The following is a 24,737-nucleotide window of genomic DNA, read 5'->3' on the forward strand; positions in this document are numbered from 1 at the left end:
GGCGAACCGTGATCGAGTTCCCCGCCGAACCCACAATAGAAACCTCGCGCCTCACGATCCGCCTCGTGACGCAGGCTGACTTGCCCGCACTGCTGGAATACAACTCGGACGAAGCCGTCACCCGGTACCTGCCGTACGGCAACTGGAACGGCATTGACGACGCGCAGGAATGGCTCGGCCGTGCGACGACACGGCTGGCGGCCGGCGAGGCACTCCAATTCGTGGCCGTGCTGCGCGAAACCGGCCACGTCGTCGGCAGCTGCCTGCTGTTCCACTTCGATGAGTCGAGCCGCCGGGCGGAAGTCGGTTACCTGCTGGGCCGCAAGCACTGGGGCGCCGGCTACATGTTCGAGGCGATGAAGGCGCTGGTCGACTTTGCCTTCGCGCAAATGAACCTGCGCCGCCTCGAAGCCGAGATCGACCCGCGCAATACTTCATCGGCCGAGCTGCTCGAGCGGCTCGGGTTCGTGCAGGAAGGCCTGTTGCGCCAGCGCTGGGACCTGAAGGGCGAGGTCTCCGATTCGGGGCTCTACGGCTTGCTGCGCGCGGACTGGAACCGACGAACCCAACCCCAACCATGAGAGGAAATCCCGTGATCCGCTTTCTCCGCCACGCCGCCGCAGCAACGCTGCTCGCCCTGCCGTTCGCAACCGCGCCCGCATGGGCCGAAGCGCCGATGGTCAAGACCCAGGCACCGGGCTACTACCGCCACATGCTCGGCGACTTCGAGGTGACGGTGCTGCTGGACGGCACCATAAAACTCCCGATACTGAAGTTGCTGACGAACGCCAAGCCCGAGCAGCTGAAGGCCGCCCTCCAGCGCGGCTTCCTGCGCGAGCAGGTGGAAACGTCCGTCAACGCCTACCTGGTCAACACCGGAGCGAAGCTGGTGTTGATCGACACCGGTACCGGCGCACTGTTCGGCCCCGGCGCGCAGTTGTTGAACAACCTGCGCGCGGCGGGGTACACGCCCGAGCAGGTCGACGAGATCTACATCACACACATGCACGGCGACCACGTCGGCGGGTTGATGGCGGGGGCCAGCCGCGCTTTCCCGAACGCAACGCTGCGCATCGACAAGGCCGACACCGATTTCTGGCTGAGCGAAGCCGTGATGAATCGCGCGCCTGAAAGCGTGCGCGATTTCTTCAAGGGCGCGATGGCTTCGGTCAATCCGTATGTGGCGGCCGGCAAGCTCAAGACCTTCGAAGGCGCGACCGAACTCGTGCCGGGCGTGCACGCCATGCCGACCTATGGGCACACGCCGGGCCACACGATTTATCGCGTCGAGAGCAAGGGCCAGACGCTCGTACTATGGGGCGATCTGATGCACGTGGCCGCGGTGCAGTTCGACAACCCCAACGTCACCATCACCTTCGACATCGACAGCAAGAAGGCCGCCGAGCAGCGGCGCAAGGCGTTTGCCGAGGCGGCCAAGAAGGGCTGGCTGGTGGGCGTGGCACACGTCTCGTTCCCGGGCCTTGGCCACCTGCGGGCGCAACCCGGCGGCAAGGGCTACACCTGGGTGCCGTTGAACTATTCGACGCTAAAGGACTAACGGCGCGCGCGGGTTTTCGCGGAAGCATGCCAACGAAGGGCGAGGCTAGAATATTTTCCATGAAACTGGTCCTGCCCGCGCTTGCGGCTCTCTTGCTTGTGGGCGCGTGCGCGTCCGAACCGCAAACCACCGAGGCTGCCGCCCGGCCCAATTGCCGCAACGTGGATCCGCCGACAGGCAGCCGCCTGGTGCGCAAGATCGATTGCGCCGAAGCGCAGGAATTCGAGCGCCAGCGGGCGCAAGGTGACGCCAGGCAGCTGCAGGAAATGCAGCAGCTGACGACCCCGTCCGTCCTGCGATAGCGCGTCAGGGCGCCGGTGCGCCCGATTCCGTCATTCCGCTTCGGGAGCTTTCAACTCGGGCACGTCCACGGCTCGCCAGTCGCGTGGTAGCCAGGGCCAGGGCTGTGGTGGTTCTCCCATGTCGCGGTATAGCAGTGTTTCGAGCACTGGCCCCTGGCCTCGCCACAGGCCGCGTGGGTCTTGCCGAAAGTCGAGTGAGTACCAGTTCGGGACCAGATCGGTTTCTGCCGTACCAATGAGGGCACGGAGCACTTCGCCGGCCTCCATGCGCAACTGCTCTTTGCAGCCCGACCATAGCCGCACTGTGTTGTCATCGCTGGCGCTGGCCAATGTCTTGCCGTCCGGACTCCAGGCCACGCTGCGGACCCAGTCTTGATGCCCTTCGAGCGCACGCAGGAGCCTGCCGCTGGCCGGACCCCACAGCCGCACCGCGCTGTCATCGCCGGCGCTGGCCAGGCTCTTGCCGTCCGGGCTCCACGCCACGCTGCGGACCCAGTCTTGATGCCCTTCGAGCACGCGCAGCAGCTTGCCGCTGGCCGCATCCCACAGCCGCACCGTGCTGTCACCGCCGGCGCTGGCCAGGCTCTTGCCGTCCGGGCTCCAGGCGGCGCTCCAGACCCCGCCTTGATGCCCTTCGAGCGCGCGCAGCAGCTTGCCGCTGGCCGCATCCCACAGCCGCACCGTGCTGTCATCGCCGGCGCTGGCCAGGCTCTTGCCGTCCGGGCTCCACGCCACGCTGCGGACCCCGCCTTGATGCCCTTCGAGCGCGCGCGGCAGCTTGCCGCTGGCCGCATCCCACAGCCGCACCGTGCTGTCATCGCCGGCGCTGGCCAGGCTCTTGCCGTCCGGGCTCCAAGCCACGCTGCGGACCCTGCCTCGATGCCATTCGAGCGCGCGCAGCAGCTTGCCGCTGGCCGCATCCCACAGCCGCACCGTGCTGTCACCGCCGGTGCTGGCCAGGCTCTTGCCGTCCGGGCTCCAGGCTACGCTCCCGACCCAGTCTTGATGCCCTTCGAGCGCGCGCAGCAGCTTGCCGCTGGCCGCATCCCACAGCCGCACCGTGCTGTCATCGCCGGCGCTGGCCAGGCTCTTGCCGTCCGGGCTCCACGCCACGCTGCGGACCCAGTCTTGATGCCCTTCGAGCGCGCGCAGCAGCTTGCCGCTGGCCGCATCCCACAGCCGCACCGTGCTGTCACCGCCGGCGCTGGCCAGGCTCTTGCCGTCCGGGCTCCACGCCACACTCCAGACCCCGCCTTGATGCCCTTCGAGCGCGCGCAGCAGCTTGCCGCTGGCCGCATCCCACAGCCGCACCGTGCTGTCATCGCCAGCACTGGCCAGGCTCTTGCCGTCCGGGCTCCACGCCACACTCCAGACCCCGCCTTGATGCCCTTCGAGCGCGCGCAGCAGCTTGCCGCTGGCCGCATCCCACAGCCGCACCGTGCTGTCATCGCCGGTGCTGGCCAGGCTCTTGCCGTCCGGGCTCCACGCCACGCTGCGGACCCAGTCTTGATGCCCTTCGAGCGCGCGCAGTAGTTTGCCGCTGGCCGCATTCCACAGCCGCACCGTGCTGTCAACGCCGCCGCTGGCCAGGCTCTTGCCGTCCGGGCTCCAAGCCACGCTGCGGACCCTGCCTCGATGCCCTTCGATCGCGCGCAGTAGTTTGCCGCTGGCCGCATCCCACAGCCGCACCGTGCTGTCACCGCCGGCGCTGGCCAGGCTCTTGCCGTCCGGGCTCCAGGCTACGCTCCCGACCCCGCCTTGATGCCCTTCGAGCGCGCGCAGCAGCTTGCCGCTGGCCGCATCCCACAGCCGCACCGTGCTGTCACCGCCGGTGCTGGCCAGGCTCTTGCCGTCCGGGCTCCAGGCCACGCTCCCGACCCCGCCTTGATGCCCTTCGAGCGCGCGCAGCAGCTTGCCGCTGGCCGCATCCCACAGCCGCACCGTGCTGTCATCGCCGGCGCTGGCCAGGCTCTTGCCGTCCGGGCTCCAGGCCACGGCCATGGCGGCGCCAAAATGCTTTGCGGGAGGCGCCAGTGCCAAGCGCTGCACTGCCGGCTCAACCAGAGCGGGAAAGTGCTGTCGCAGACCTGTCGCGCGAAAGGCAGTGGCAGCGAATATCAGCGCATCGGAGAAGTCGGGGCGACCCACCGCTTCCGTGAGATCCGCACACCGCAGATCGGCTCTGGAAAATTGCGCGCCGTCGATCTGGCTGCGCTGCAAGCGCGCGTTGAGCCAAACCGATTGCTGGGCTTGCGCCTGAGTAAGCCCAATACCATCCGCCAAGCAATTGCTGAAGTCCGCCTCCTGCAGTTGCCCCCCCGACAGGTCGGCACCGGGCAGTTGAGTGCCCACAAGCGAGGCTTTTCGCAAATCAGCGCGCGGTGCAAACGCATCAGACAAATCGGCTCCGTCGAGCTGAGCACCCCGCAGATCAGCGTCGGGCGCGCAAACGCCACGCAGATTCAATTCGCGCAAGTCTGCCCCAGCAAGCGCAGCATTCGCGGGGACGTAGGTCGCCATGGCCAGCTTTAAGCCTTCCGTCGGCCCCATCCAATCCTGACCGCGCTCATTGGAGGCGTGCTCCAGCCATGCCAACCGGTGGCCGAGAATCAGGGCATTGACTCGCGCGTCCATCGGAGACGGCGCTTCGGGTGTTCCGGCCTCGGTTGCCAACACGCCTCGCAGCGAGGCACGCAGCGCGGCCCGCCGTGCCTCATCTTGCACTGGCACCAGGTCATGCACAAAACCGCAAACCTCGCGCGACAGGCGCGGAAGGTCCAGCACCTGCGTCAACCGAGCCGCATCGGCATGGCCTGCATCGGCGGTAGCGCGTTCGATACGCCGCGCCAGAAAATATTCGAGAAAGCTGCGATGCGAGAAACCGTACAACCCATCCGGCGTGCGCGAGAGGAAAGCCGCCGTCCGCAACTCCACATCAAGCTGGTTCGGGTCGAGCTTGCCGCGCAGGTCGGACCGATCCTTGAGCATGGCAAACAGGTCGCCGTAGTGCAGCCGGTTGCCGACACGCTGCCAAAGCACGCGAGCCAACTCCTCCAGCACAGTGCGCAGCGTTTCGCTGCTGCTTTGCCGCTCGGTGGGCTTGAAGTCGTCCAACCATTTGTTCGTGTACGTCTGGTACAGCGCGCCGACGTTGACGATGGCATTGCCGCTGGCCTGCCGCTGCTTGAGGTCGGGCAAGCTGGCGATGATGATGTCCAGTAGCTGCGGCCGATCGCCCAACTCCAGCAGCTTGTGCTGCTTCAGGAACTGCAGCGCCTCGTGCCCCTGCGCGTTGCCCAGACGGCGCGTCAGGAATTGCTCGATCTGCTTGGCGTCGAACGAGGCCACAGTGTCAATCGCACCATCGAAGCGCTGCGCGATGTCTTGCAGCGGCGAGGTAGCGATGCGGTCTTCCTGGCCGGCCGCCGCCTTGATGGCGTCACCATGGTCCTTGAAGAACTGCTCGCGGCAAGTTACCAGCACACGGTTGCCCTGGGCCGTGTCGCCGGCACCGCCGGTGATACGCACCAGCATGCGGAACTGGTCGACGACACTGCGCCCGGCGGCGGCAATGCCCATTTCATCGAACGCATCGAACAGCAGCACAATGCGGCCGCGTTGGATCAGGTGCAGCAAAACGCGCGGGTCTTTGCGCTGACCGGTGGCCTGCAGCCAGCGCTCGGCCAACAATTCTTCCAGCGACACCTTGTTGGGAAATTCACGCAGGCTGATGCGCAGAGGAACCGGTGCATTACTGTCACTGCGCGCAAGCTTGGCCAACTCATAAGCCAGTTTCTCGGTGAATGCCGTCTTGCCGGTGCCGTAGTCGCCCAGCAGCACCCACAGCCGGCTGCCGCGGCCTTTGGCCCAATCGATGCCATGCGCAACCAGATCCTGGATGCCGGGGTCTTTCTTGTCTGACTTTGCGTTGGCTTGGTTGGGCTGGCTGCGCTGGGTGACGTAGGCCGCGGCCAGGGGGTACTGCTCGAAGTTGGCAACCAAGCTACCTAAATATCGATCGAAGTCGAGCAGACGCCGTTCCAGATCTTGCGGAGTGACGGCGCTGATGTGCAGGTCTTTGGCGCTGGACAGGGCTGCGGGCGAAAATCGATTGGCCACCACCATGCCCCGCGCATTGAGGCGCCGCGCTTCGGGCTTGCTGAGCCAGACGCCGAGCTTATCGACCACGTCCGCACCCTTAGCGGCGTTGTGATCCTTGCACTCGACGAAGTAGGTGACGGTGTCTAGGCCCGACTCAATGCGGGCGATCAAGTCCACCCGGTTGCTATCCACCAATTGTTCGGGCTCCACCGCGTAACCCAACAGGCGCAGTAAATCGGCGACGCGCTCCTCGAAGCGCTTGCCTTGTGCTGAGCGCGAGCCGCGCGGGTCTCGCGGTTCGCGCTCGAAGATATCGGGGCGTGCGTCGCGTTGCTGCTGGTCGGCGGTGTCGTCGATGAGCAGGGTTTCAACAAAGGCCCCAAGGTCGGTAGCGAGTTTCTCGTAGTCTTTTGCGATCTCCCGCTCGGGGTTGTTGATGAACAAGGCCTCCGAGAACGGCAGTTCAGGATCGAAGCGAATTTCGTGACGTGCAGCCAATTCAACCTTGAACGCCTTTGCCCACAATTCACGGCCAGCCGCTAAGAGGCCGGCGTTGTCTTGCGGAATGGGTGAGGCCACGGGGAACAGGTGCAATGCACCCTTGTCGCCACGCAGACTGCGCTGCTCTTCTGTGTCACGCAACAGCGCCTGGCGAACATGCCCCAAGCCGTACAGATTCTGTTCACCGTACCCGCCCACCAGCACGGTGGCATCGGGAATGGCACCGGCGATTAGCCCACCCAGATCCGTCAGGCCGGTGCGCGAGTCCAACAGCACATGGCGATAGCCCAGCTCACCCAGATGTTCGATGAGTTCGTTGAGCAAATCGCGGCCAACCGTGGGGTCGTCGGCCAGCAAGTGGTTCCATTGAATGGCGAAGTACAACGCCGCCGCGTCTGCGTCGTCGCCATGCGCAGGCAAGATGGACAGATTGGTCAGAGGGGTGGCATAGAGCAGGTCGTCGAACCGCTTGAGGTCACTGCTGCCCGGTGGGCGCAGCTTGTTTTTCTGCCATCCGATCAGCCAGTCAAAGAACCCAGCTTTGCAAGTACCTGTGCCGCGCAAAGCCTTGATGCGATGCAGACCGGGCGCTTCGACGTCGAGGTCCCATAGAAGGGTCTTGCCTTTGCGCGCCAGCGCGACGGCCATGTTGGCTGCCAGCAAGGTGCGACCAACGCCGCCCTTGTAGCTGTAGAAAGTGATGACGGCCGGGCGCATGGGGGCAGCAGGTTATGCGGCTCTTCTCAGGCCGAAGAATGTGTTGGCGACACTGCCTGGACCGGTCGAAGCGGCCTCAGCGGCACGAGCACCCCTGGCCTCCGCTGCCGGCAGCGACACCCAACTGTCCTTGCCCTTGCGCTGTCGCACGATCTTGCCTTGCGCCTCCAGCGTGCCCAGTAGTTGACTGACACGACCCGCGCTCAGTTTCAATGCAGCTACCAGTTCGGACTGCTTGCACGGTCCTTCGCTTGCGCGCTCCAGGATGGCATCCTCATGCAGCAGTTTGACGGGCACCTCGACGGCTTCGACCTGCAATGCATGGCGCTTGCCTTCGAGCAGGTCGCCAAAGGCTTTCCAGCGAGTGCGAAAAGCCTGGGCTTCAGTGGTATTTGGCGTCAGGTCTTGTGCGAGTTCGCAAAGCTCTTGCACCTCCAAGACACCTTCGCGATCCTTGGGCCGCAGCAATACAACCATGACCCACTGGTTCAAATAGACGTCCAGCGCGACCAATTGTGGCGCGGTCAATTCGTCCAGGCCGCGTAGCGCTTCGAGCGCTTCGGCAGGCTCGGACTGCTCGGCCAAGTCTTCAGGGTGACGATCAAACCAGCCCATGATTAAACCAATCTAAACTAACATCGAGACAGTTTATATCGTTTTATAGCTGCATTTTTCAAGAGGAATGCCCTTACAAGTGCAACTATTTGACTCGTTTCAGGCTTGGCCGAGGGGCTTCTGACAACACTACGGGCGTCTGCGGAGCCAAACCAAACGTCACTGCCCCGCCTTGCTCGCCCACTTGGGGTTGTGGATCCCTTTGACCGCCTGCGTGCCCAAAACCACGCACGCACTCCTGTGGCGGCCCGTTTCGCGGCTCAGCCGTGTTGAGCGTTTGCGCAATCACCGAATGCGCGCCCGTCTTGACCTGGGCCAAGGCCTTGGCACTGGCCTTGTGGGCGCGAATGGTGCTCTCACCCCCAAAGCTTGGCACCAGCACCCACTCCACCGGAATTTCGGTCAAGAGGCTTTCGACGGACGGGTGAGAATCCATGAAGTCCTTGCAAATCAACACAGTCATGCAGCCGACGGGCGTGGCCAATACATGGATGGAGTCGCCGACGGAGACGTCTTCAGCACCGATCTCCAGATCGCCAAACAATCGAAGTTTCCGATGCGTCAGTACAGTGCGTCCCCTTGCGTTGTAGACCGGCGCCGTGTTGAACGCCTGGTCGCCCGCGGGCTCGTGAAAGCTGCCGGCAACCAACAAGATCAACGCAGACGACGGCTTTGTACGCAGGCGCTTGACCAGCATGCGACGATGCTCAAGATCAAGCGTGAACTCGGGCAAGACGACAACATGCGCGCCGGCAGCGTCGGCATCGGACAGGGTCGCAAGAATCGATTCCATCCGCTTGTCTTGGGGTTCGACTTGCGTAGTGCGCCACTTGATCCCGTTGTGCGCCCATTTCACATCCGCTCCGTCCTCGAAGTGACCAATCCACACCTTGAGTTCCGGATGCGCTTTCCCCCACAAGTCGGCCAAGGCTTCGTTGACACGTGACTGGCTGAAGCTCAGTTCGACGCGCAAACCATTCGCGGTCTTGACAGGTAGCACGACGTGCCGACGGACCCAGGCCCCCAGATTGCCGACCTGCCTGTTCAACATGGCAAGCCGCCGCGCCTGTAGGGTCACTGGCATCAGCCAATAGTCGTTGCCATTCTCTTGGCGGGCCAAGGCTTCGCGACCACCCCGCGAGGCCCTGTTGTAGCGCGCATCGGTCGCCGCAACATAGTCGTCCAACGCTCGAACCAGGGCCAGTGGGCTCGCATGGATTCGATCAAGCGCCGGATCGATTTCCCGCTCCAGATCGCTCAGAAACTGCGATGTCGCAGTTGCCAATGCCGCGTCGTTCCCGCGCGCTTGTTCCCAATCATTCAGGCGCGGACCAACTGAACCCAACACCCAAAGACGAACCAGGGCCTGCCTGTAGTCATGCGCCTGCAGCAACTGCGCTACTCGTTCCACCCCACCTCCCGAGAATTTATCTCGGGCAGTTTATGCGAGTTGCACAGCCACGCCTACTGTGTTTTGGCCCCACCGTGAAACCACTGCCCGATCAGCGCGCGTTCGGCGTCGGTGATCCCGGTGCTGTTGTTCATCGGCATGAGCTTGGTCACCACCGCCTGCTGATAAACCGATTGCGCATGTTGCTTGAGCGCCCCGGGCGAATCCAGGCGCACGTTCTTCATCTGCACCTGTGCGCCATGGCACATGTAGCAGCGCTGCTCGAGCACCTTGTGCACGTCGGCGTAGCTCACGGCTTTTGCCGGCGGCGCTGCCGCTGTGGCGGACGCCGGGGCCGGCTTGAGCCACACCATCACCGCCGCAATCGCGGCGACGCCCACCAGGGCATACGGCAGCGGGTGCCGGTTGCGCCCCAGTTTCCATCCATGGCGCATGACGAAGAACTGCCGGATGGCCGCGCCGGCGAACATCATGAGGATCAGCACCAGCCAGTTCTGCGGATGGTTCCAGGTGAAGCTGTAGTGGTTGCTCAGCATGCTGAAGATCACCGGCAGCGTGAAGTAGGTGTTGTGGACGCTGCGCTGCTTGCCGCGCTTGCCGTGGATCGGGTCGACCGGCTCGCCTGCCTTGATGGAGGCGATCACCTTCTTCTGCCCGGGGATGATCCAGAAGAACACGTTGGCGCTCATCGCCGTGGCAATCATGGCGCCCACCAGGAGGAAGGCCGCGCGGCCCGCGAACCAGTGGCAGGCCAGCCACGAGGCCACGCAGACCAGCACGAGCACCAGCGCGCCGACGATCGCGTCACCGTTCTTGCTTTGGCCGAAGAACCGGCATATCGCGTCGTACAGCAGCCAGAACACCGCGAGGAACGACAGCGCCACGGCGATGGCCGCGGCAGGCTGCCAGTCCATCAGCGACTTGTCGATCAGGTAGGTACTGGCGCTCCAGAGGTACGAAACGGTGAAGAGGGCGAAGCCCGTCATCCAGGTGGTGTAGCTCTCCCAGTAGAACCAGTGCAGGTGTTCGGGCAACTTGGGCGGCGAGACGTTGAACTTGACCGGGTGGTAGAAGCCGCCGCCGTGGACGGCCCACAACTCGCCGCTGACGCCCTGCTTCTTCAGGTCTTCATCGACAGGCGGCGTGAGACTGGAATCGAGAAAGACGAAGTAGAACGAGGAGCCGACCCACGCGATGGCGGTGATGACGTGGACCCAGCGCAGGAGCAGATTGGCCCAGTCGAAGAGATAGCTTTCCATGTTGGATGAACTGTGGAAGCCTGCTCACCACTGCGGGCGCTCTGAGCAGTTGGGGCCGCGAACAACGGGAAGGGTCCCGGGCTCCGCTGCGGCCTGTGCACCGAAGTGTATACAGTTTTGTCGGGGAGGGCCAGCGCAACCCATCAGGGTTTGTCCGGGGGAGCGAATTGCAGGATCTGCGCCGCGACACTCACGGCGATGACCTCGGGCTCTTTGCCGGTGATGCCCGGCAAGCCAATGGGGCAGGTGATCCGCGCCAGCTCGGCGTCACTGAATCCTCGGTCTTGCAACCGGTGCCGGAAGGTCGCCCACTTGGTCTTGCTGCCGATCAGGCCGATGTAGGGAAGATCGTCCGACTCCCTCAGCCTGCGAAGGCAGGCCGCCACGACGTCCAAGTCCTCTGCGTGGCTGAAACTCATGATGAGGATGCGCGAACCCGGCGCCAAGCCGGCCACCGCGCCGTGCACTGGATCGGAATGCTCGCACACGACGTTCGCAGGCACCTGCTCGGGAAAGATCTCGTCGCGGCTGTCGATCCAGGACACCGCGAACGGCAGTGCCGACAACACGTTGGCCAACGCCTTGCCCACATGGCCGCCGCCGAACAGGGCCAGGGGTGACAGGTGCGGCGCGAGCCGCTCTTCCAACGCGGGTATGTCGTCAGCGCCGATACGCTCGAAGCGCAAGTCCACGACGCCCCCGCAACATTGGCCGAGGCTGGGCCCCAATGGATATGTGCGCACAAGATCGTCCGACGCGCCGGCCAAGTGCCGCCGCGCTTCATCGATCGCCTGGAACTCCAGGTGGCCGCCGCCGATGGTCCCGACCACGCCATCGGCGAAGACGGCCATCCATGCACCCGCCTCACGCGGCGCCGAGCCCTTTGTGGTGTCGACGGACACCAACACGGCGTCTTCGTCAACGAGCCTGGATGTGACAACATTCATGGAAATCGCGGTGAACAGGGCGTCTAATCGAAAAGAGCGAAACTAATGAGTAACGGCAGTCGTCCAAAAGAACAGTATCGCGTTCAATTGAGCTCAGCTGTAACCGCGCCCGAGAAAAGCGCACCATCCCGGAGACGTTCATGAAGCATATTCCCCGCCTGCGCTATTCGTTGCCGGGCGCCCTGGCCGCCATTGGTGCGGCCATTCTTGCAAGCTGCTCCTCGTCCGTGCCGCTCAAGGAGCCGGCCGCGCAGGCTCCGGTCGATTCCAAAGCGCCCGCTGAAGCCCAGGCGCCCAGCACCAGCCCTTCGTACGCCAGCTCGCGCGCTTCCAGCGCCGCCACGGCACGCGCGTATCGCGCAGACGCCGCATCGCACCTGTACGCCGCGAATTCTGAACGCATCTACAAGGGCCGCCTGCCGCCCATGCTGTACGCCATCGGCGTGCTGCAGGTGGAAGTCGACGGCCGCGGCGCCGTGCGCAAGCTCGACTGGATGCGCGCGCCCAAGCACGCGCCGGAAGTGATTGCCGAGATCGAGCGCACCGTCCGCGCCGCGGCGCCGTTCCCCGTGCCCGCCCGTATGGGCAAGGTGGTTTACACGGACACGTGGCTGTGGCACAAGAGCGGCCGCTTCCAGCTGGATACGTTGACCGAAGGTCAGGACTGAGCTCACGAGCCCCGGTACGTCGAATAGCTCCACGGGCTCACCAGCAGCGGCACGTGGTAATGCTGCTCCGGGTGGGCCACGCCGAAGTCCAGCGCCACCTGGTTCAGAAAGCTCGGCTCGGGCAGCGCCACGCCTTTTGATTTGAAGTAGCCGGCCACATCGAACACGAGCCGGTACGTCCCCTTCTTCAAGCTCGCACTGTCGTACAGCGGGCCGTCCGGGCTGCGCCCGTCTTCGTTGAGCGTGAAGCGCTTGACCAAGGCCGAGCTCTCGCCTTGCGTCGTGTAAAGCGCCACCGCCATGCCGGCGGCGGGGCAGCCGTGCATGGTGTCCAGGACGTGCGTGCTCAGGCCCATCGCGATCTCCAAATATTGTGGACGATAGTGTATACACTTTTTGGATTTGCGGCTATCATGCCGATCCATGGAGTCGTCATCCACCACTCATTTCATCGTCGAGTCGCTGACACGGGCGATCGTGGAGCACCGGCTTCAGCCCGGTACCAAGCTGGCCGAACAGAAGCTGGCCGACCATTTCGGCGTGTCGCGCACACTGGTGCGGCAAGCGCTTTTCCAGCTGACGCAGAACCGCCTGATCAGGATGGAGCCTGCCCGCGGCGCCTTCGTCGCCGCGCCCACCGTCGAAGAAGCTCGCCAGGTTTTCGCCGTGCGCCGGATGCTGGAGGGCGAAATGACGCGCGCCTTCGTGCGCGAGGTGACGCCCGCCAAAGTGCGAGCACTGCGCGAGCACATCGCGCAAGAAAAGGCCGCGGTCGACGACAACGACGCGGCCAACCGCATCGAGCTGCTCGGCGATTTTCACGTGCGGATGGCCGAACTCATGGGCAACGAGGTGCTGGCGCAGATGCTGCGCGACCTCGTCTCCCGCAGCTCGCTGATCACGCTGATGTACCAGCGCGCCGGCGCCGCCCGCCACTCCCAGGAAGAACACGTCGAGCTCGTCAAGGCGATCGCCGCGAAAGACGAGACCCGCGCCGTGAAGCTGATGCACGAGCACCTGCTGCACGTGGAAGAGAGCCTGGCATTCGACCGCAAAGTGCCAACGCACGACGTCGCTGCCGCCCTGTCTTGAATCGCACTGCCATGACATACGACAGCACAGCCCCCTACCCGCGAGACCTTGCCGGCTACGGCCGCAACCCGCCCCATGCGCGCTGGCCGGGCAACGCTCGCGTGGCTGTGCAGTTCGTGCTGAACTACGAAGAAGGCGGCGAAAACTCAGTGCTGCACGGCGACGCGGGTTCGGAGCAATTCCTCTCGGAGATGTTCAACCCGGCTAGCTACCCGGCGCGGCACCTGAGCATGGAAGGCATCTACGAATACGGCTCGCGCGCGGGCGCCTGGCGCATTCTGCGTGAGTTCGAACGGCGAAGCTTGCCGCTCACGGTCTTCGGCGTCAGCATGGCGTTGCAACGCCATCCGGAATTGACCACTGCCTTCAAGGAAGCAGGCCACGAAATCGCCTGCCACGGACTGCGCTGGATCCACTACCAGAGCATCGATGAGGCGACTGAGCGCGAACATATGCGGCTGGGCATGCAGATCATCGAACAGCTCACAGGCGAACGCGCCCTGGGCTGGTACACCGGCCGCGACAGCCCCAACACCCGCCGGCTGGTTGCGGATTACGGCGGCTTCGAATACGACAGCGACTACTACGGCGACGACCTGCCGTTCTGGATGAAGGTCAAGAAGACCGACGGCACCGTGGCGCCGCACCTCATCGTGCCCTATTCGCTCGACACCAACGACATGCGCTTTTCCCTGCCGCAGGGCTTCGCGCAGGCCGAAGACTTTTTCGTCTACTTGCGCGACAGCTTCGATGCGCTGTATGCGGAAGGCGACCCCAACGGAGAAGACCGACCCAAGATGATGAGCGTCGGCATGCACTGCCGACTGCTCGGCCGCCCGGGCCGCATCGTCGCGCTGCAGCGCTTCCTGGACCACGTGCAGAAGCACGAGCACGTCTGGGTTTGCCGGCGCATCGACATCGCGCGGCACTGGAAGTCCACGCACCCCTACAAAGGCTGACCATGGCGCCTACGCTCGCCCAACTGAACGCGGCTTCCTCCGACGAAGCGGCTCTCCTGCTCGATGGCTTGTACGAGCATTCACCGTGGATCGCGCGGGCCGCTCTCGCGCAGCGCCCTTTCAAGTCGCCGGCACATCTCAAGCACGCCATGGCGAGAATCGTGGCGGAGGCCGGCCGCGACAAGCAGCTCGGGCTGATTCGCGCCCACCCCGAACTCGCCGGCAAGGCCATGGTGAGCAAGACGCTCACGGCGGAATCCACGAACGAGCAGAGCAAGGCCGGCCTCACGGACTGCACGCCGGAAGAATTCGCGAAGATCCAGCAGCTCAATGCCGGCTACAACGCGAAATTCGGGTTTCCGTTCATCCTGGCCGTGCGCGGGCCGCGCGGCACGGGGTTGACCAAGAAAGAGATCATCGACACCTTCGAGCGCCGCCTGGACAACCCGGCCGATTTCGAGTTGGCCGAGTGCCTGCGCAACATCCACCGCATCGTGGAGATTCGCCTGAACGACAAGTTCGGCGTGGAGCCCGTGCTGGGCAACATGGTGTGGGACTGGCAGGAACACCTGGCCGAGTTCAGCGATCCGGAGTTCAAGGAGAAGGGCCAGCTCACCGTCACCTACCTCACCGACGCGCACCGCGCCGCTGCGCTGCGGATTGCCGGCAACATGAAGGACTGCGGGTTCGATGACGTGGGGATCGATGCGGTGGGGAATGTTGTGGGGCGGTACAAGGCGAGCCCTCACCCCAGCCCTCTCCGACAGGGAGAGGGAGCAAAACCCAAGACCCTCATGACGGGTTCGCACTACGACACCGTGCGCAACGGCGGCAAGTACGACGGGCGACTGGGCATCTTCACGCCCATGGCCTGCGTGCGCGAACTGTCGCGCCAGGGCCGGCGGCTGCCGTTCGACTTCGAAGTTATCGGCTTCGCCGAAGAAGAAGGCCAGCGCTACAAGGCGACCTTCCTGGGCTCCGGCGCATTGATCGGCGGATTCAATCCGGCCTGGCTGGACCAGAAGGACGCCGACGGCGTCACCATGCGTGAAGCCATGGAGCACGCCGGCCTGCCAGGAACGCTGGAGGCCATTGGTGCGTTGAAGCGCGATCCCGCCGACTACCTGGGCTTCGTCGAAGTGCACATCGAGCAGGGGCCGGTGCTCAATGAGATCGACCTGCCGCTGGGCATCGTCACATCCATCAACGGCGGCGTCCGTTACCTCTGCGAAGTGGTCGGCATGGCCAGCCATGCGGGCACCACACCGATGAACAGCCGCCGCGACGCCGCGTCGGCCGTCGCCGAACTCGCGCTCTACATCGAAAAGCGTGCCTCAAAGGATGGCGACTCGGTCGGCACCATCGGCATCTGGAATGTGCCGGGCGGCTCGACCAACGTCGTGCCCGGCCGCTGCCAGTTCACGCTGGACCTGCGCGCGCCGACCAACGCGCAACGCGACGCGCTCGTCAACGACGTGTTGGCCGAACTGGCGGCTATCTGCGAGCGGCGAGGCGTGCACCATACGGTCGAGGAGACCATGCGCGCCGCGGCCGCCCCCAGCGCGCCGGATTGGCAGCAGCGCTGGGAGCGCGCGGTCGATGCACTGGGCGTTCCGCTGTACCGCATGCCCAGCGGCGCCGGCCACGACGCGATGAAGCTGCACGAAGTGATGCCGCAGGCCATGCTGTTCGTGCGCGGCCAGAACTCGGGCATCAGCCACAACCCGCTGGAGTCCAGCACCAGCGACGACATGCAACTCGCCGTGGAGGCGTTCCAGCTGCTGCTGGACAACCTGTCCAAAGAAATTCTCACATGACCGACTACGACAAACTCGACGCCTGGGTCGACGCCCATTTCGATGAGGAAGTGCGCTTCCTGCAGGAGCTCGTCCGCGTTCCCACCGACACCCCGCCCGGCGACAACGCGCCGCACGCGGAGCGTACTGCCGACCTGCTGCAAGGCTTCGGCTTCGAGGCCGAAAAGCATGCGGTGCCGCAAGCCGAGGTGCGCGACTACGGCCTGCAATCCATCACCAACCTGATCGTGCGCCGGCGCTACGGCGAAGGCCGCACCATTGCGCTGAACGCGCACGGCGACGTGGTTCCGCCCGGTGAAGGCTGGAGCCGTGAACCATACGGCGGCGAGATTCAAGACGGCAAGATCTACGGCCGCGCCACCGCCGTGAGCAAGAGTGACTTCGCGAGCTTCACCTTCGCTGTCCGCGCGCTGGAGTCGCTGCAGGCGAAGCTGAACGGCACTATTGAACTGCACTTCACCTACGACGAGGAGTTCGGCGGCGAGATGGGCCCGGGCTGGCTGCTGCGCAACAAGCTCACCAAGCCCGACTTGATGATCGCGGCCGGCTTCAGCTACGAAGTGGTGACTGCCCACAACGGCTGCCTGCAGATGGAAGTGACGGTGCACGGCAAGATGGCGCATGCAGCCATCCCGGACACCGGCGTCGACGCGCTGCAAGGTGCGGTGCAAATTCTCAATGCGCTGTACGCGCAGAACCGGCTCTACAAGGATGTGACTTCAAAGGTGCCGGGCATCAATCACCCGTACCTGAACGTGGGGCGGATCGAGGGCGGCACCAACACCAACGTCGTACCCGGCAAGGTCGTGTTCAAGCTCGATCGCCGCATGATTCCCGAAGAGAACCCGCAGGAAGTGGAAGCCACGATTCGCCGCGTGATCGCCGAGAGCGCGGCGCTGTCACCCGGCATCACGGTGGATATCAAGCGCCTGCTGTTGGCCAACTCGATGCGCCCCCTGCCCGGCAACCAGCCGCTGGTCGACGCGATCCAGAAGCACGGCGAACAGGTCTTCGGCGAGCCGATCCCCGCGATGGGAACGCCGCTCTACACCGACGTGCGGTTGTACGCGGAGGCGGGCATTCCCGGCGTGATCTACGGCGCCGGGCCACGCACAGTGCTCGAGTCGCATGCCAAACGCGCCGACGAGCGGCTGGATCTGGAAGACCTGCGCCGGGCGACGAAGGTGGTGGCGCGGACGCTGCGGGATCTGCTGTCCTGAAGAGTCTGTCACTGCGGGCTTGACCTGCAATCCACGGTTTGCTCGCTCGAGTGGTTGGCGCGATCGAGGCGGCGGGGCACTCTGCGCTGCGAATGTCCCCCGTCGCGGCAAGCCGCTCCCTCCTCCTTTATTTCGCTACGCAGAGCGCCCCACCACCCCGATCCGGGAAGGTTGTCGGTATTCGACGGTTGCGCGCCAACTGGGTCCCCCATGGATGCCGGGTGGCCGATGCGGCGAAATGAAGGAGGAGGAAGGCCGTAGGCCGACGGGGGACATTCGCTGCATCGGCCACCCGGCGTCCATGGCCCCGCACAGGTCGCTGTGCAGCGCTTCGATGAGACTAGGCCTTCGGCAACGACTCCCACCAGCGCTCGCCGAAGCGCCCCTGAAGGAACGCCACAAAAGCCTGCACCTTGCCCGGCACCAGTTTGGGCGAGGGGAACACGGCGTGGATCTCCTGCTCGGGCAGCGAGTATTCGCGCAGCACTTCGACAATGTGGCCTGAAGCCAGCGAGTCGCCGGCAACGTAGTGCGGCAGCGCCGCGATGCCCAGCCCGCTGCGTGCGGCAGCAAGCACCGCCGACAAATTGTTGGAGCGAAACTTGCCCGTGACAGGCACCGTGACCGGCTCGCCGCGCGGCGAGAACAGGCGCCACACGTCGTCGCCCTGCACGCTGCTGTAGATCAGCGTGTCGTGGCCGCTCAAGTCAGCGGGGCGCTTGGGCGTGCCGTGCTTCTTCAGGTACTTGGGTGACGCGGCCATCACCCAGGGGTTCATCCCGAGGAAGCGCGCGCCCAATGTGGAGTCAGCCAGCTTGCCCATGCGTACGGCCAGGTCCAGGCCCTGCGCGACCAGGTCGCTGTAGCGGTCTTCGAAGCCCAGGTCGACCTGCACCTGCGGGTGCTTGGCCATGAAGTCCAGCGCCAGCGGCAGCACCACACGGCGGCCAAACGCCACGGAAGTGCCGATGCGCAGCAACCCTTGCGCCTGCGACTGGCGCAGTTGCACGATGTTTTCGGCCTCCTCGGCCTCGCGCACGATGCTCTTGCACTTCTCGTAATACAGCGCACCGGACTCCGTGAGGCTCACGCCGCGGGTATTGCGGTTGAGAAGGCGAACTTTCAGCCGCGTTTCGATGGCTGCGACCTGTTTGGTCACCGTGGGCTGGGTGGTCGCGAATTCCTTGGCGGCCTTCGAGAAGCTGCCGGTTTCCACCACCCGCACGAACATTTCCATCGCCTGCAACCGGTCCACTGTCGAGTCTCCTGTGAGGGGCAGTTATTCCGCCATGGAATGAATGTTATGGCCGCACGCCGCCTTCCGCAATGGCAGCCCGGTTCATACAGTCGAACCCAATCGGGAGCATGCGCTCATGTCCCCAGCCGGTAACGAGACAACAGGAGTACGACATGGCAAGAATGACAGCCGCCCAGGCCGCCGTCTGGGTGATGGAGAAAGAAGGCATCACCCAGGCCTTCGGCATCCCGGGCGCGGCGATCAACCCGCTCTACTCGGCGTTGCGCAAGCAAGGCACGATCGCCCACATCCTGGCGCGCCACGTCGAAGGCGCGTCGCACATGGCCGAGGGCTACACCCGCGCTGCCGCCGGCAACATCGGCGTGTGCATCGGCACCTCCGGCCCGGCCGGCACCGACATGATCACGGGCCTGTATTCGGCGCAGGCCGACTCCATTCCGATCTTGTGCATCACCGGCCAGGCGCCGCGCGCGCGCCTGTACAAGGAAGACTTCCAGGCGGTGGACATCGAGTCCATCTCCAAGCCCGTCACCAAGTGGTCGGTCACCGTGCGTGAACCTGCACAGGTGCCGGGCACGTTCCAGCAGGCCTTCCACCTCATGCGCTCTGGCCGACCGGGCCCGGTGCTGATCGACCTGCCGTTCGACGTGCAGATGGCCGAGATCGAATTCGATCCCGACACCTACTCGCCCCTGCCCGCGTACAAGCCGGCGGCCACCCGCGCCCAGATCGAGAAGGCGCTGGACATGCTGCAGGCAGCCGAGCGCCCGCTGATCGTGGCCGGAGGCGGCATCATCAACGCCGATGCGAGCGACCTGCTGGTGGAATTCGCCGAACTCACCGGCGTGCCGGTGATCCCGACGCTCATGGGCTGGGGCACCATCCCAGACAACCACAAGCTGATGGCCGGCATGTGCGGCCTGCAGACCAGCCACCGCTACGGCAATGCCACGATGCTGGCTTCCGACTTCGTGCTGGGCATCGGCAACCGCTGGGCGAACCGCCACACCGGCTCGGTCGAGGTCTACACCAAAGGGCGCAAGTTCGTGCACGTGGACATCGAGCCCACGCAGATCGGCCGTGTGTTCGCGCCTGATTTCGGCATCGTCTCGGACGCGAAGAAAGCGCTCGAGCTCTTCATCGAAGTAGCGCGCGAGCGCAAGGCGGCACTGAAGAAGCGCGACACCTGGGTGGCCGAGTGCGTCGAGCGCAAGCACACCATGCAGCGCAAGACCAACTTCGATGCCGTGCCGATGAAGCCGCAGCGCGTGTACCAGTGCATGAACCGCGCGTTCGATGAAGACACGACCTACATCAGCACGATCGGCCTGTCGCAAATCGCGGGCGCACAGTTCCTGCACGTGTACAAGCCGCGCCACTGGATCAACTGCGGCCAGGCCGGCCCGCTCGGCTGGACGGTGCCGGCGGCACTGGGTGTGCGCGCGGCCGACCCGACGCGCAAGATCGTCGCGCTGTCTGGCGACTACGACTTCCAGTTCATGATCGAAGAGTTGGCCGTGGGCGCGCAATTCAAGCTGCCGTACATCCACATGGTGGTCAACAACTCGTACCTCGGCCTCATCCGCCAGTCGCAGCGCGGCTTCGAGATGGACTACTGCGTGCAGCTGGGCTTCGACAACATCAACATGCCCGAAGACGGCAGCCCCGAGCGCGCGTATGGCGTGGACCACGTCAAGGTGGTCGAGGGCCTGGGCTGCAAAGCGATCCGCGTGCACAAGCAGGAAGAGATCCGCCCGGCCATCGAGCAAGCCGAAGCCTGGATGAAGGAATTCCAGGTGCCGGTGGTGATCGAGGTGATCCTGGAGCGCGTGACCAACATCGCGATGGGCACCGAGATCAACAACATCAACGAGTTCGAACCGCTGGCTGAAAGCCGCGACGACGCGCCGACGGCCGTTCTGTCGATGCTGGACTGACCGGGAGAAGTCACATGCCCCAATTCGCCGCCAACCTCACCATGCTCTTCACCGAGCTGCCGTTCATGGAACGCTTTGCCGCCGCGCGCGCGGCGGGCTTCGACTCGGTCGAATACCTGTTTCCCTACCCCTTCGCGAAGGAAGACCTGGCCGCCGCCTTGACCGTCCACGGCCTGCGCCAGGTGCTGCACAACCTGCCCGCCGGCAACTGGGACGCCGGCGAGCGCGGCATCGCCTGCCACCCGGACCGCGTCGCCGAGTTCCGCGAAGGCGTCGCCCGCGCGATCGAGTACGCCATCGCGCTGAAATGCCCGCAGGTCAACTGCCTGGCCGGCAAGATGCCCGCCGGTGTGGAGCGCGAGCATGCCCACGTCACCTTCGTCGGCAACCTGCGCTACGCCGCCGACAAGCTGAAGGAAAACGGCATCCGTCTCCTGATCGAGCCGATCAACCCGTTCGATATTCCCGGCTTCTTCCTCACCCGCACCGACCAGGCGCTGGCGGTCATCGACGAGGTCGGCTCCGACAGCCTCTTCCTGCAGTACGACATCTACCACGCGCAGCGCGTGGAAGGCGAGCTGGGCGCCACCATCGGCAAGCACCTGGACCGCATCGGCCACATCCAGCTGGCCGACAACCCCGGCCGCAACGAGCCGGGCACGGGCGAGATCAACTACGCCTGGCTGTTCAAGCACATCGATGCGCTGGGCTACGCCGGCACGATCGGGTGTGAGTACAAGCCGAAGACGACGACCACCGCAGGATTGGGCTGGATGCAAGCCCTCACCCCAGCCCTCTCCCAGAGGGAGAGGGAGCAACACAAGGAACTCGCATGATCAAATCAGGACTCAAACTCGGCTTCATCGGCCTGGGCATCATGGGCGCGCCGATGGCGGGCCACCTGCTCAAGGCGGGCCATGCGCTCTTCGTCAACACCGTGGGCAATGTGCCCGAAGAACTCGCCGACGGCGGCGTGACGATCTGCACGAATGCGCGCGGCGTGGCCGAACGCGCCGACATCATCTTCATCATGGTGCCCGACACGCCGGACGTCGAGAAGGTGCTGTTCAGCGAATACGGTGTCGCGTCGGGCCTGGCCCGCGGCAAAACCGTCGTCGACATGAGCTCGATCGACCCGATCGCCACGCGCGGTTTCGCCAAGCAGATCGCTGCGCTGGGCTGCGACTATCTCGATGCCCCGGTCTCGGGTGGCGAAGTCGGCGCCAAGGCCGCCAGCCTCACCATCATGGTCGGCGGCGAGGAAGCGGCGTTCGAGCGCATCAAGCCGCTGTTCGAGCTGATGGGCAAGAACATCACGCTGGTGGGCGCGGCGGGCGACGGCCAGGTGTGCAAGGTGGCCAACCAGATCATCGTGGCGCTGAACATTGCGGCTGTGGGTGAAGCGCTGGTGTTCGCATCCAAGGCCGGTGCCGACCCGGCGCGCGTGCGACAGGCGCTGATGGGCGGGTTTGCCGCGTCGCGCATCCTGGAAGTGCATGGCGATCGCATGGTCAAGCGCACTTTTGCGCCAGGCTTCCGGATCGCGCTCCACCAGAAGGACTTGAACCTCGCGCTGCAAGGCGCCCGCGCGCTAGGCGTCGCCTTGCCGCAAACAGCGGGCGCGGCGCAACTGATGCAATCGTGCGTGGCGCTCGGCCTGGGCCAGGCCGATCACTCGGCGCTGGTGCAAGCCCTGGAAAATATGGCGCAACACAAGGTCGCACCGGACTGATGTGCCGACTGATTCAAGTCACCGGCGCCGGGTTGAACAGCACGAGCGAGTTGTGCAGCTTCCACTGTTCGGCCCAGGTCTTCTTGCGGCCGCTGGCCACATCGAGCATCAGGCGGAACAGCTCCCAGCCCACCTCTTCGATGGTGGCCGTGCCATCGGCGATGGTGCCCGCATTCACGTCCATCAGGTCGTGCCAGCGCCGCGCCAGGTCGCTGCGCGTGGCGACCTTGATCACGGGCACTTCGGCCAGGCCGTAGGGCGTGCCACGGCCCGTGGTGAAGACGTGCAGGTTCATGCCCGCCGCGAGTTGCAGCGTGCCGCAGATGAAATCGCTCGCCGGCGTGGCGGCATAGGTCAGGCCCTTCTGGCGGAGTTTTTCGCCGGGCGCGAGCACGCCTGAGATCGGAGACGAGCCCGACTTGACGATGGAGCCCATTGCCTTTTCGACGATGTTCGACAGGCCGCCCTTCTTGTTGCCGGGCGTCGTGTTGGCGCTGCGATCGACGCTGCCGCGCTTCAGGTAGGCGTCGTACCACGCCATCTCGCGGATCATGGCCTGCGCCACTTCCGGCGTGGTCGCGCGCGAAGTGAGTTGATCGATGCCGTCGCGCACCTCCGTCGTCTCCGAGAACATCACGCTGGCCCCGGCACGCACCAGCAGGTCGGTGCAGAAGCCCACGGCCGGGTTGGCGGTGACGCCGGAGAATGCGTCGCTGCCACCGCACTGCACGCCGACCACCAGTTCGCTGGCGGGTACGGTCTCGCGCGTGCGCGCGTTCAGGCGCTCCAGGTGCATCTCGGCCTGCCGCATGATGGACTCGACCATCGACATGAAACCGACGTGTGCGTCGTCCTGCAGGCACACCACGTCGAGCTTCGCTTCCGCGCTCGTGCCGACATCAGCCACGTTGCGCTCGTCCACCAGGGGAATCGTCCCGGGCGGCATCAGGCGCTCGGGCTGCAGCTTTTCGCAGCCCAGGCTGACCAGCATCACCTCGCCGCCGAAGTTGGGGTTCAGGCTGATGTTGCGCAGTGTGCGGATGGGCACGACGGCGTCGGGTGCGTCGATCGCCACGCCGCAGCCGTAGCTGTGCTCCAGCGCCACGACATCGTCGACGTTGGGGAATCTGGGCAGCAGCTCCGCCTTGATCCGCTGCACCGCGAAGTCGGTGACACCGGCCACGCATTGCACGGTCTGCGTGATCGCCAGGATGTTGCGCGTGCCCACCGAACCATCGGGGTTGCGAAAGCCTTCGAACGTGTAGCCTTCCAGAGGGGGCATGGCTTCGCGCCGCACTGTGGCGATCGGCAAGTTGTCGAGTTCCCGGGCGTCGGGCATCTTCAGCAGGCGCTCGTGCACCCAGCTGCCGGCCGGGATGTCCTTCAGCGCGTAGCCGATCGGCACGTTGTAGCGGCGAACGACGCCACCTTCGGCCAGGTCGGTGAGCGCCACCTTGTGCCCTTGCGGCACCTGCTCGCGCAGCGTGAGGCCCGAAGGGAAGACGGTGCCGGCGGGAAGCCCGCCGTTGTTGGCGACGATGGCGACGTTGTCGGCTTCGTGCATGGTGATGTAGAGAGGGGGTTGCTTTTCGGTGGCCATGGGAATCTTGGGGGTGGTGCAGGTTCAGGCTGCGACGGCGGTGGACTGCCGCTCGATGATGCGAAAGCCCACGTCGACGTGCGATTGCGCGATCGGCCGGCCCTGGCAGCGGTCGATGATCATTTGCGCCGCGAGCCGGCCGATTTCGGCGCCATTGACATGGGCCGTGGTGAGCGACGGGTCGATGTGGGCCGAGAAGTCCGCGTCGCCGAAGCCGCAGACCACCAGGTCCTGCGGTATGCGCAGGCCGCGCGCGCGCGCTTCGATCATCACGCCGTGGGCGAAACCGTCCGAGCTGCAGTAGATGGCTTCGATGTGCGGATCTTTTTCCAGCAACTCGCCCAGCGCGCGCCGCCCGCGCTCCAGGCTGGTGGGCGCGGGGACGAAGGCGGTGGGCACGTCGCGCCCCAGCGTGGCGACGAAACCCTCATAGCGCATCATCGCGCGATGGTCGTCGCCTGTGGCCACCCCCATCCGCTGCCAGCCGCGGCCCAGGAAGAACCCGGCGATCGCGCCGCCGACCTTCACATGCGAGATGCCCACCATCATGTCCACCGGCCGGTCGCTCAGGTCCCAGGTCTCGACCACCGGGATCCCCTGCCTGCGCAGCTGTTCGCGCGCCGCCGGCGAGTGGACGAGCCCGGTGACGACGATGCCGTCGGGCCGTCGGCTGAGCATGGTGTTGAGCAGCTTCTCCTCGCGTGAATGGTCGTAGCCGCTTTGGCCCAGGATGAGTTGGTAGCCGGCCGCATCGAGTGTTTCCGTCAGGGCCCTCACCGTCGGCAGGAATTGCGGGACCGAAATCGTCGGCACCAGGCCGGCCACCGTCAGGCTGCGGCGGGACTTCAGGCCACCCGCCAACAAATTGGGGATGTAGCCTGTCGCGGCCACGGCGTTCTGGACGCGCGCTATGGTCTTGTCCGACACCAGCGCGGGATTGCTCAATGCACGCGAGGCGGTGATCAGCGAAACACCGGCTTCGCGTGCCACGTCATGGAGGGTGGCGTTCTTCAGCGGTAGAGGCGATGACATCTGGATTTGCA

General features: G+C 65.0%; 20 protein-coding genes. 11 read left to right on the top strand and 9 right to left on the bottom strand.

Features of this window, described 5'->3' with window-relative positions:
* Window positions 1-8 precede the first annotated feature (8 nt).
* Genes EEB15_RS13460 through EEB15_RS13470 form a run of 3 tightly spaced genes read left to right on the top strand, consistent with a single transcriptional unit; the run spans window position 9 to window position 1,860 of the window.
* Entirely contained in the window at window positions 9-581 is a 573-nt protein-coding gene (locus tag EEB15_RS13460) for a GNAT family N-acetyltransferase (protein ID WP_233259479.1), read from the top strand.
* Entirely contained in the window at window positions 578-1,558 is a 981-nt protein-coding gene (locus EEB15_RS13465; RefSeq protein ID WP_141510374.1) for an MBL fold metallo-hydrolase, read from the top strand. The genes EEB15_RS13460 and EEB15_RS13465 overlap by 4 nt, the downstream gene beginning before the upstream one ends.
* 59 nt (window positions 1,559-1,617) lie before the next feature.
* A complete protein-coding gene (locus EEB15_RS13470; RefSeq protein ID WP_141510375.1) occupies window positions 1,618-1,860 on the top strand; it encodes a hypothetical protein in 243 nt (80 codons plus the stop codon).
* Window positions 1,861-1,890: 30 nt separating this feature from the next.
* Here EEB15_RS13470 and EEB15_RS13475 read toward each other — a convergent pair whose 3' ends face one another.
* From EEB15_RS13475 to xdhC, 5 genes are all read right to left on the bottom strand, one after another.
* The gene (locus EEB15_RS13475) at window positions 1,891-7,179 is read right to left on the bottom strand and encodes a KGGVGR-motif variant AAA ATPase (protein ID WP_141510376.1); all 5,289 of its coding nucleotides are present in this window, start codon (window positions 7,177-7,179) and stop codon (window positions 1,891-1,893) included.
* Window positions 7,180-7,191: 12 nt separating this feature from the next.
* Window positions 7,192-7,794, bottom strand: coding sequence for a hypothetical protein (locus EEB15_RS13480; protein ID WP_141510377.1), 603 nt, complete (start codon window positions 7,792-7,794; stop codon window positions 7,192-7,194).
* A gap of 85 nt (window positions 7,795-7,879) precedes the next feature.
* The gene (locus EEB15_RS13485) at window positions 7,880-9,205 is read right to left on the bottom strand and encodes a nitrilase-related carbon-nitrogen hydrolase (RefSeq protein ID WP_141510378.1); all 1,326 of its coding nucleotides are present in this window, start codon (window positions 9,203-9,205) and stop codon (window positions 7,880-7,882) included.
* A 53-nt stretch (window positions 9,206-9,258) separates the two neighbouring features.
* The gene (locus EEB15_RS13490) at window positions 9,259-10,464 is read right to left on the bottom strand and encodes a urate hydroxylase PuuD (RefSeq protein WP_141510379.1); all 1,206 of its coding nucleotides are present in this window, start codon (window positions 10,462-10,464) and stop codon (window positions 9,259-9,261) included.
* 143 nt (window positions 10,465-10,607) lie between these two features.
* Window positions 10,608-11,411 carry a xanthine dehydrogenase accessory protein XdhC gene (xdhC, locus tag EEB15_RS13495; protein ID WP_141510380.1) on the bottom strand — a complete coding sequence of 268 codons (804 nt, stop codon included), beginning with the start codon at window positions 11,409-11,411 and terminating at the stop codon, window positions 10,608-10,610.
* A gap of 140 nt (window positions 11,412-11,551) precedes the next feature.
* Between xdhC and EEB15_RS13500 the strand changes: the two genes are divergently transcribed.
* Window positions 11,552-12,079 (top strand): hypothetical protein, encoded by a 528-nt coding sequence (locus EEB15_RS13500; protein ID WP_141510381.1) that lies wholly within the window; start codon window positions 11,552-11,554, stop codon window positions 12,077-12,079.
* 2 nt (window positions 12,080-12,081) lie between these two features.
* On the opposite strand, the gene uraH is transcribed toward EEB15_RS13500, so the two are convergent.
* Window positions 12,082-12,435 carry a hydroxyisourate hydrolase gene (gene uraH / locus EEB15_RS13505; RefSeq protein ID WP_141510382.1) on the bottom strand — a complete coding sequence of 118 codons (354 nt, stop codon included), beginning with the start codon at window positions 12,433-12,435 and terminating at the stop codon, window positions 12,082-12,084.
* A gap of 67 nt (window positions 12,436-12,502) precedes the next feature.
* Here uraH and EEB15_RS13510 point away from each other — a divergent pair, with 67 nt between their 5' ends.
* Genes EEB15_RS13510 through EEB15_RS13525 form a run of 4 tightly spaced genes read left to right on the top strand, consistent with a single transcriptional unit; the run spans window position 12,503 to window position 17,167 of the window.
* A complete protein-coding gene (locus EEB15_RS13510) occupies window positions 12,503-13,171 on the top strand; it encodes a GntR family transcriptional regulator (protein WP_141510383.1) in 669 nt (222 codons plus the stop codon).
* 11 nt (window positions 13,172-13,182) lie between these two features.
* Complete coding sequence (gene puuE / locus EEB15_RS13515; protein ID WP_141510384.1) at window positions 13,183-14,130, top strand: allantoinase PuuE; 948 nt, start codon at window positions 13,183-13,185, stop codon at window positions 14,128-14,130.
* Window positions 14,131-14,132: 2 nt separating this feature from the next.
* Window positions 14,133-15,947 (top strand): 2-oxo-4-hydroxy-4-carboxy-5-ureidoimidazoline decarboxylase, encoded by a 1,815-nt coding sequence (gene uraD / locus EEB15_RS13520; protein WP_141510385.1) that lies wholly within the window; start codon window positions 14,133-14,135, stop codon window positions 15,945-15,947.
* Complete coding sequence (locus EEB15_RS13525; protein WP_141510386.1) at window positions 15,944-17,167, top strand: ArgE/DapE family deacylase; 1,224 nt, start codon at window positions 15,944-15,946, stop codon at window positions 17,165-17,167. Before uraD ends, EEB15_RS13525 begins: the two co-directional genes overlap by 4 nt.
* Before the next feature lie 340 nt (window positions 17,168-17,507).
* On the opposite strand, the gene EEB15_RS13530 is transcribed toward EEB15_RS13525, so the two are convergent.
* Window positions 17,508-18,422 (bottom strand): LysR family transcriptional regulator, encoded by a 915-nt coding sequence (locus EEB15_RS13530; protein WP_141510387.1) that lies wholly within the window; start codon window positions 18,420-18,422, stop codon window positions 17,508-17,510.
* Between the two features lie 155 nt (window positions 18,423-18,577).
* Between EEB15_RS13530 and gcl the strand changes: the two genes are divergently transcribed.
* From gcl to glxR, 3 genes are read left to right on the top strand one after another with little or no spacing between them, the layout of a single operon-like run.
* Window positions 18,578-20,362: a glyoxylate carboligase gene (gene gcl, locus EEB15_RS13535; protein WP_141510388.1), complete on the top strand. Its 1,785-nt coding sequence runs from the start codon at window positions 18,578-18,580 to the stop codon at window positions 20,360-20,362.
* 14 nt (window positions 20,363-20,376) lie between these two features.
* Window positions 20,377-21,198: a hydroxypyruvate isomerase gene (gene hyi / locus EEB15_RS13540; RefSeq protein WP_141510389.1), complete on the top strand. Its 822-nt coding sequence runs from the start codon at window positions 20,377-20,379 to the stop codon at window positions 21,196-21,198.
* Window positions 21,195-22,094, top strand: a complete 900-nt coding sequence (gene glxR / locus EEB15_RS13545; protein ID WP_199236526.1) for a 2-hydroxy-3-oxopropionate reductase — start codon at window positions 21,195-21,197, stop codon at window positions 22,092-22,094. Before hyi ends, glxR begins: the two co-directional genes overlap by 4 nt.
* A gap of 13 nt (window positions 22,095-22,107) precedes the next feature.
* Here the strand turns inward: glxR and garD are convergent, their stop codons facing one another.
* The gene (garD, locus tag EEB15_RS13550; RefSeq protein ID WP_141510390.1) at window positions 22,108-23,694 is read right to left on the bottom strand and encodes a galactarate dehydratase; all 1,587 of its coding nucleotides are present in this window, start codon (window positions 23,692-23,694) and stop codon (window positions 22,108-22,110) included.
* A gap of 24 nt (window positions 23,695-23,718) precedes the next feature.
* Window positions 23,719-24,726 (bottom strand): LacI family DNA-binding transcriptional regulator, encoded by a 1,008-nt coding sequence (locus EEB15_RS13555; RefSeq protein WP_141510391.1) that lies wholly within the window; start codon window positions 24,724-24,726, stop codon window positions 23,719-23,721.
* Between the last annotated feature and the right edge of the window lie 11 nt (window positions 24,727-24,737).

It is taken from the genome of Ramlibacter sp. WS9, from assembly GCF_003797765.1.
Taxonomy (GTDB): domain Bacteria; phylum Pseudomonadota; class Gammaproteobacteria; order Burkholderiales; family Burkholderiaceae_C; genus Ramlibacter.

Coding starts and splice junctions, on each gene's coding strand:
- EEB15_RS13465 (WP_141510374.1), top strand. CDS start 578: ATGAGAGGAAATCCCGTGATCCGCTTTCTCCGCCACGCCGCCGCAGCA.
- EEB15_RS13470 (WP_141510375.1), top strand. CDS start 1,618: ATGAAACTGGTCCTGCCCGCGCTTGCGGCTCTCTTGCTTGTGGGCGCG.
- EEB15_RS13475 (WP_141510376.1), bottom strand. CDS start 7,179: ATGCGCCCGGCCGTCATCACTTTCTACAGCTACAAGGGCGGCGTTGGT.
- EEB15_RS13480 (WP_141510377.1), bottom strand. CDS start 7,794: ATGGGCTGGTTTGATCGTCACCCTGAAGACTTGGCCGAGCAGTCCGAG.
- EEB15_RS13490 (WP_141510379.1), bottom strand. CDS start 10,464: ATGGAAAGCTATCTCTTCGACTGGGCCAATCTGCTCCTGCGCTGGGTC.
- xdhC (WP_141510380.1), bottom strand. CDS start 11,411: ATGAATGTTGTCACATCCAGGCTCGTTGACGAAGACGCCGTGTTGGTG.
- EEB15_RS13500 (WP_141510381.1), top strand. CDS start 11,552: ATGAAGCATATTCCCCGCCTGCGCTATTCGTTGCCGGGCGCCCTGGCC.
- uraH (WP_141510382.1), bottom strand. CDS start 12,435: ATGGGCCTGAGCACGCACGTCCTGGACACCATGCACGGCTGCCCCGCC.
- EEB15_RS13510 (WP_141510383.1), top strand. CDS start 12,503: ATGGAGTCGTCATCCACCACTCATTTCATCGTCGAGTCGCTGACACGG.
- puuE (WP_141510384.1), top strand. CDS start 13,183: ATGACATACGACAGCACAGCCCCCTACCCGCGAGACCTTGCCGGCTAC.
- uraD (WP_141510385.1), top strand. CDS start 14,133: ATGGCGCCTACGCTCGCCCAACTGAACGCGGCTTCCTCCGACGAAGCG.
- EEB15_RS13525 (WP_141510386.1), top strand. CDS start 15,944: ATGACCGACTACGACAAACTCGACGCCTGGGTCGACGCCCATTTCGAT.
- gcl (WP_141510388.1), top strand. CDS start 18,578: ATGGCAAGAATGACAGCCGCCCAGGCCGCCGTCTGGGTGATGGAGAAA.
- hyi (WP_141510389.1), top strand. CDS start 20,377: ATGCCCCAATTCGCCGCCAACCTCACCATGCTCTTCACCGAGCTGCCG.
- glxR (WP_199236526.1), top strand. CDS start 21,195: ATGATCAAATCAGGACTCAAACTCGGCTTCATCGGCCTGGGCATCATG.
- garD (WP_141510390.1), bottom strand. CDS start 23,694: ATGGCCACCGAAAAGCAACCCCCTCTCTACATCACCATGCACGAAGCC.
- EEB15_RS13555 (WP_141510391.1), bottom strand. CDS start 24,726: ATGTCATCGCCTCTACCGCTGAAGAACGCCACCCTCCATGACGTGGCA.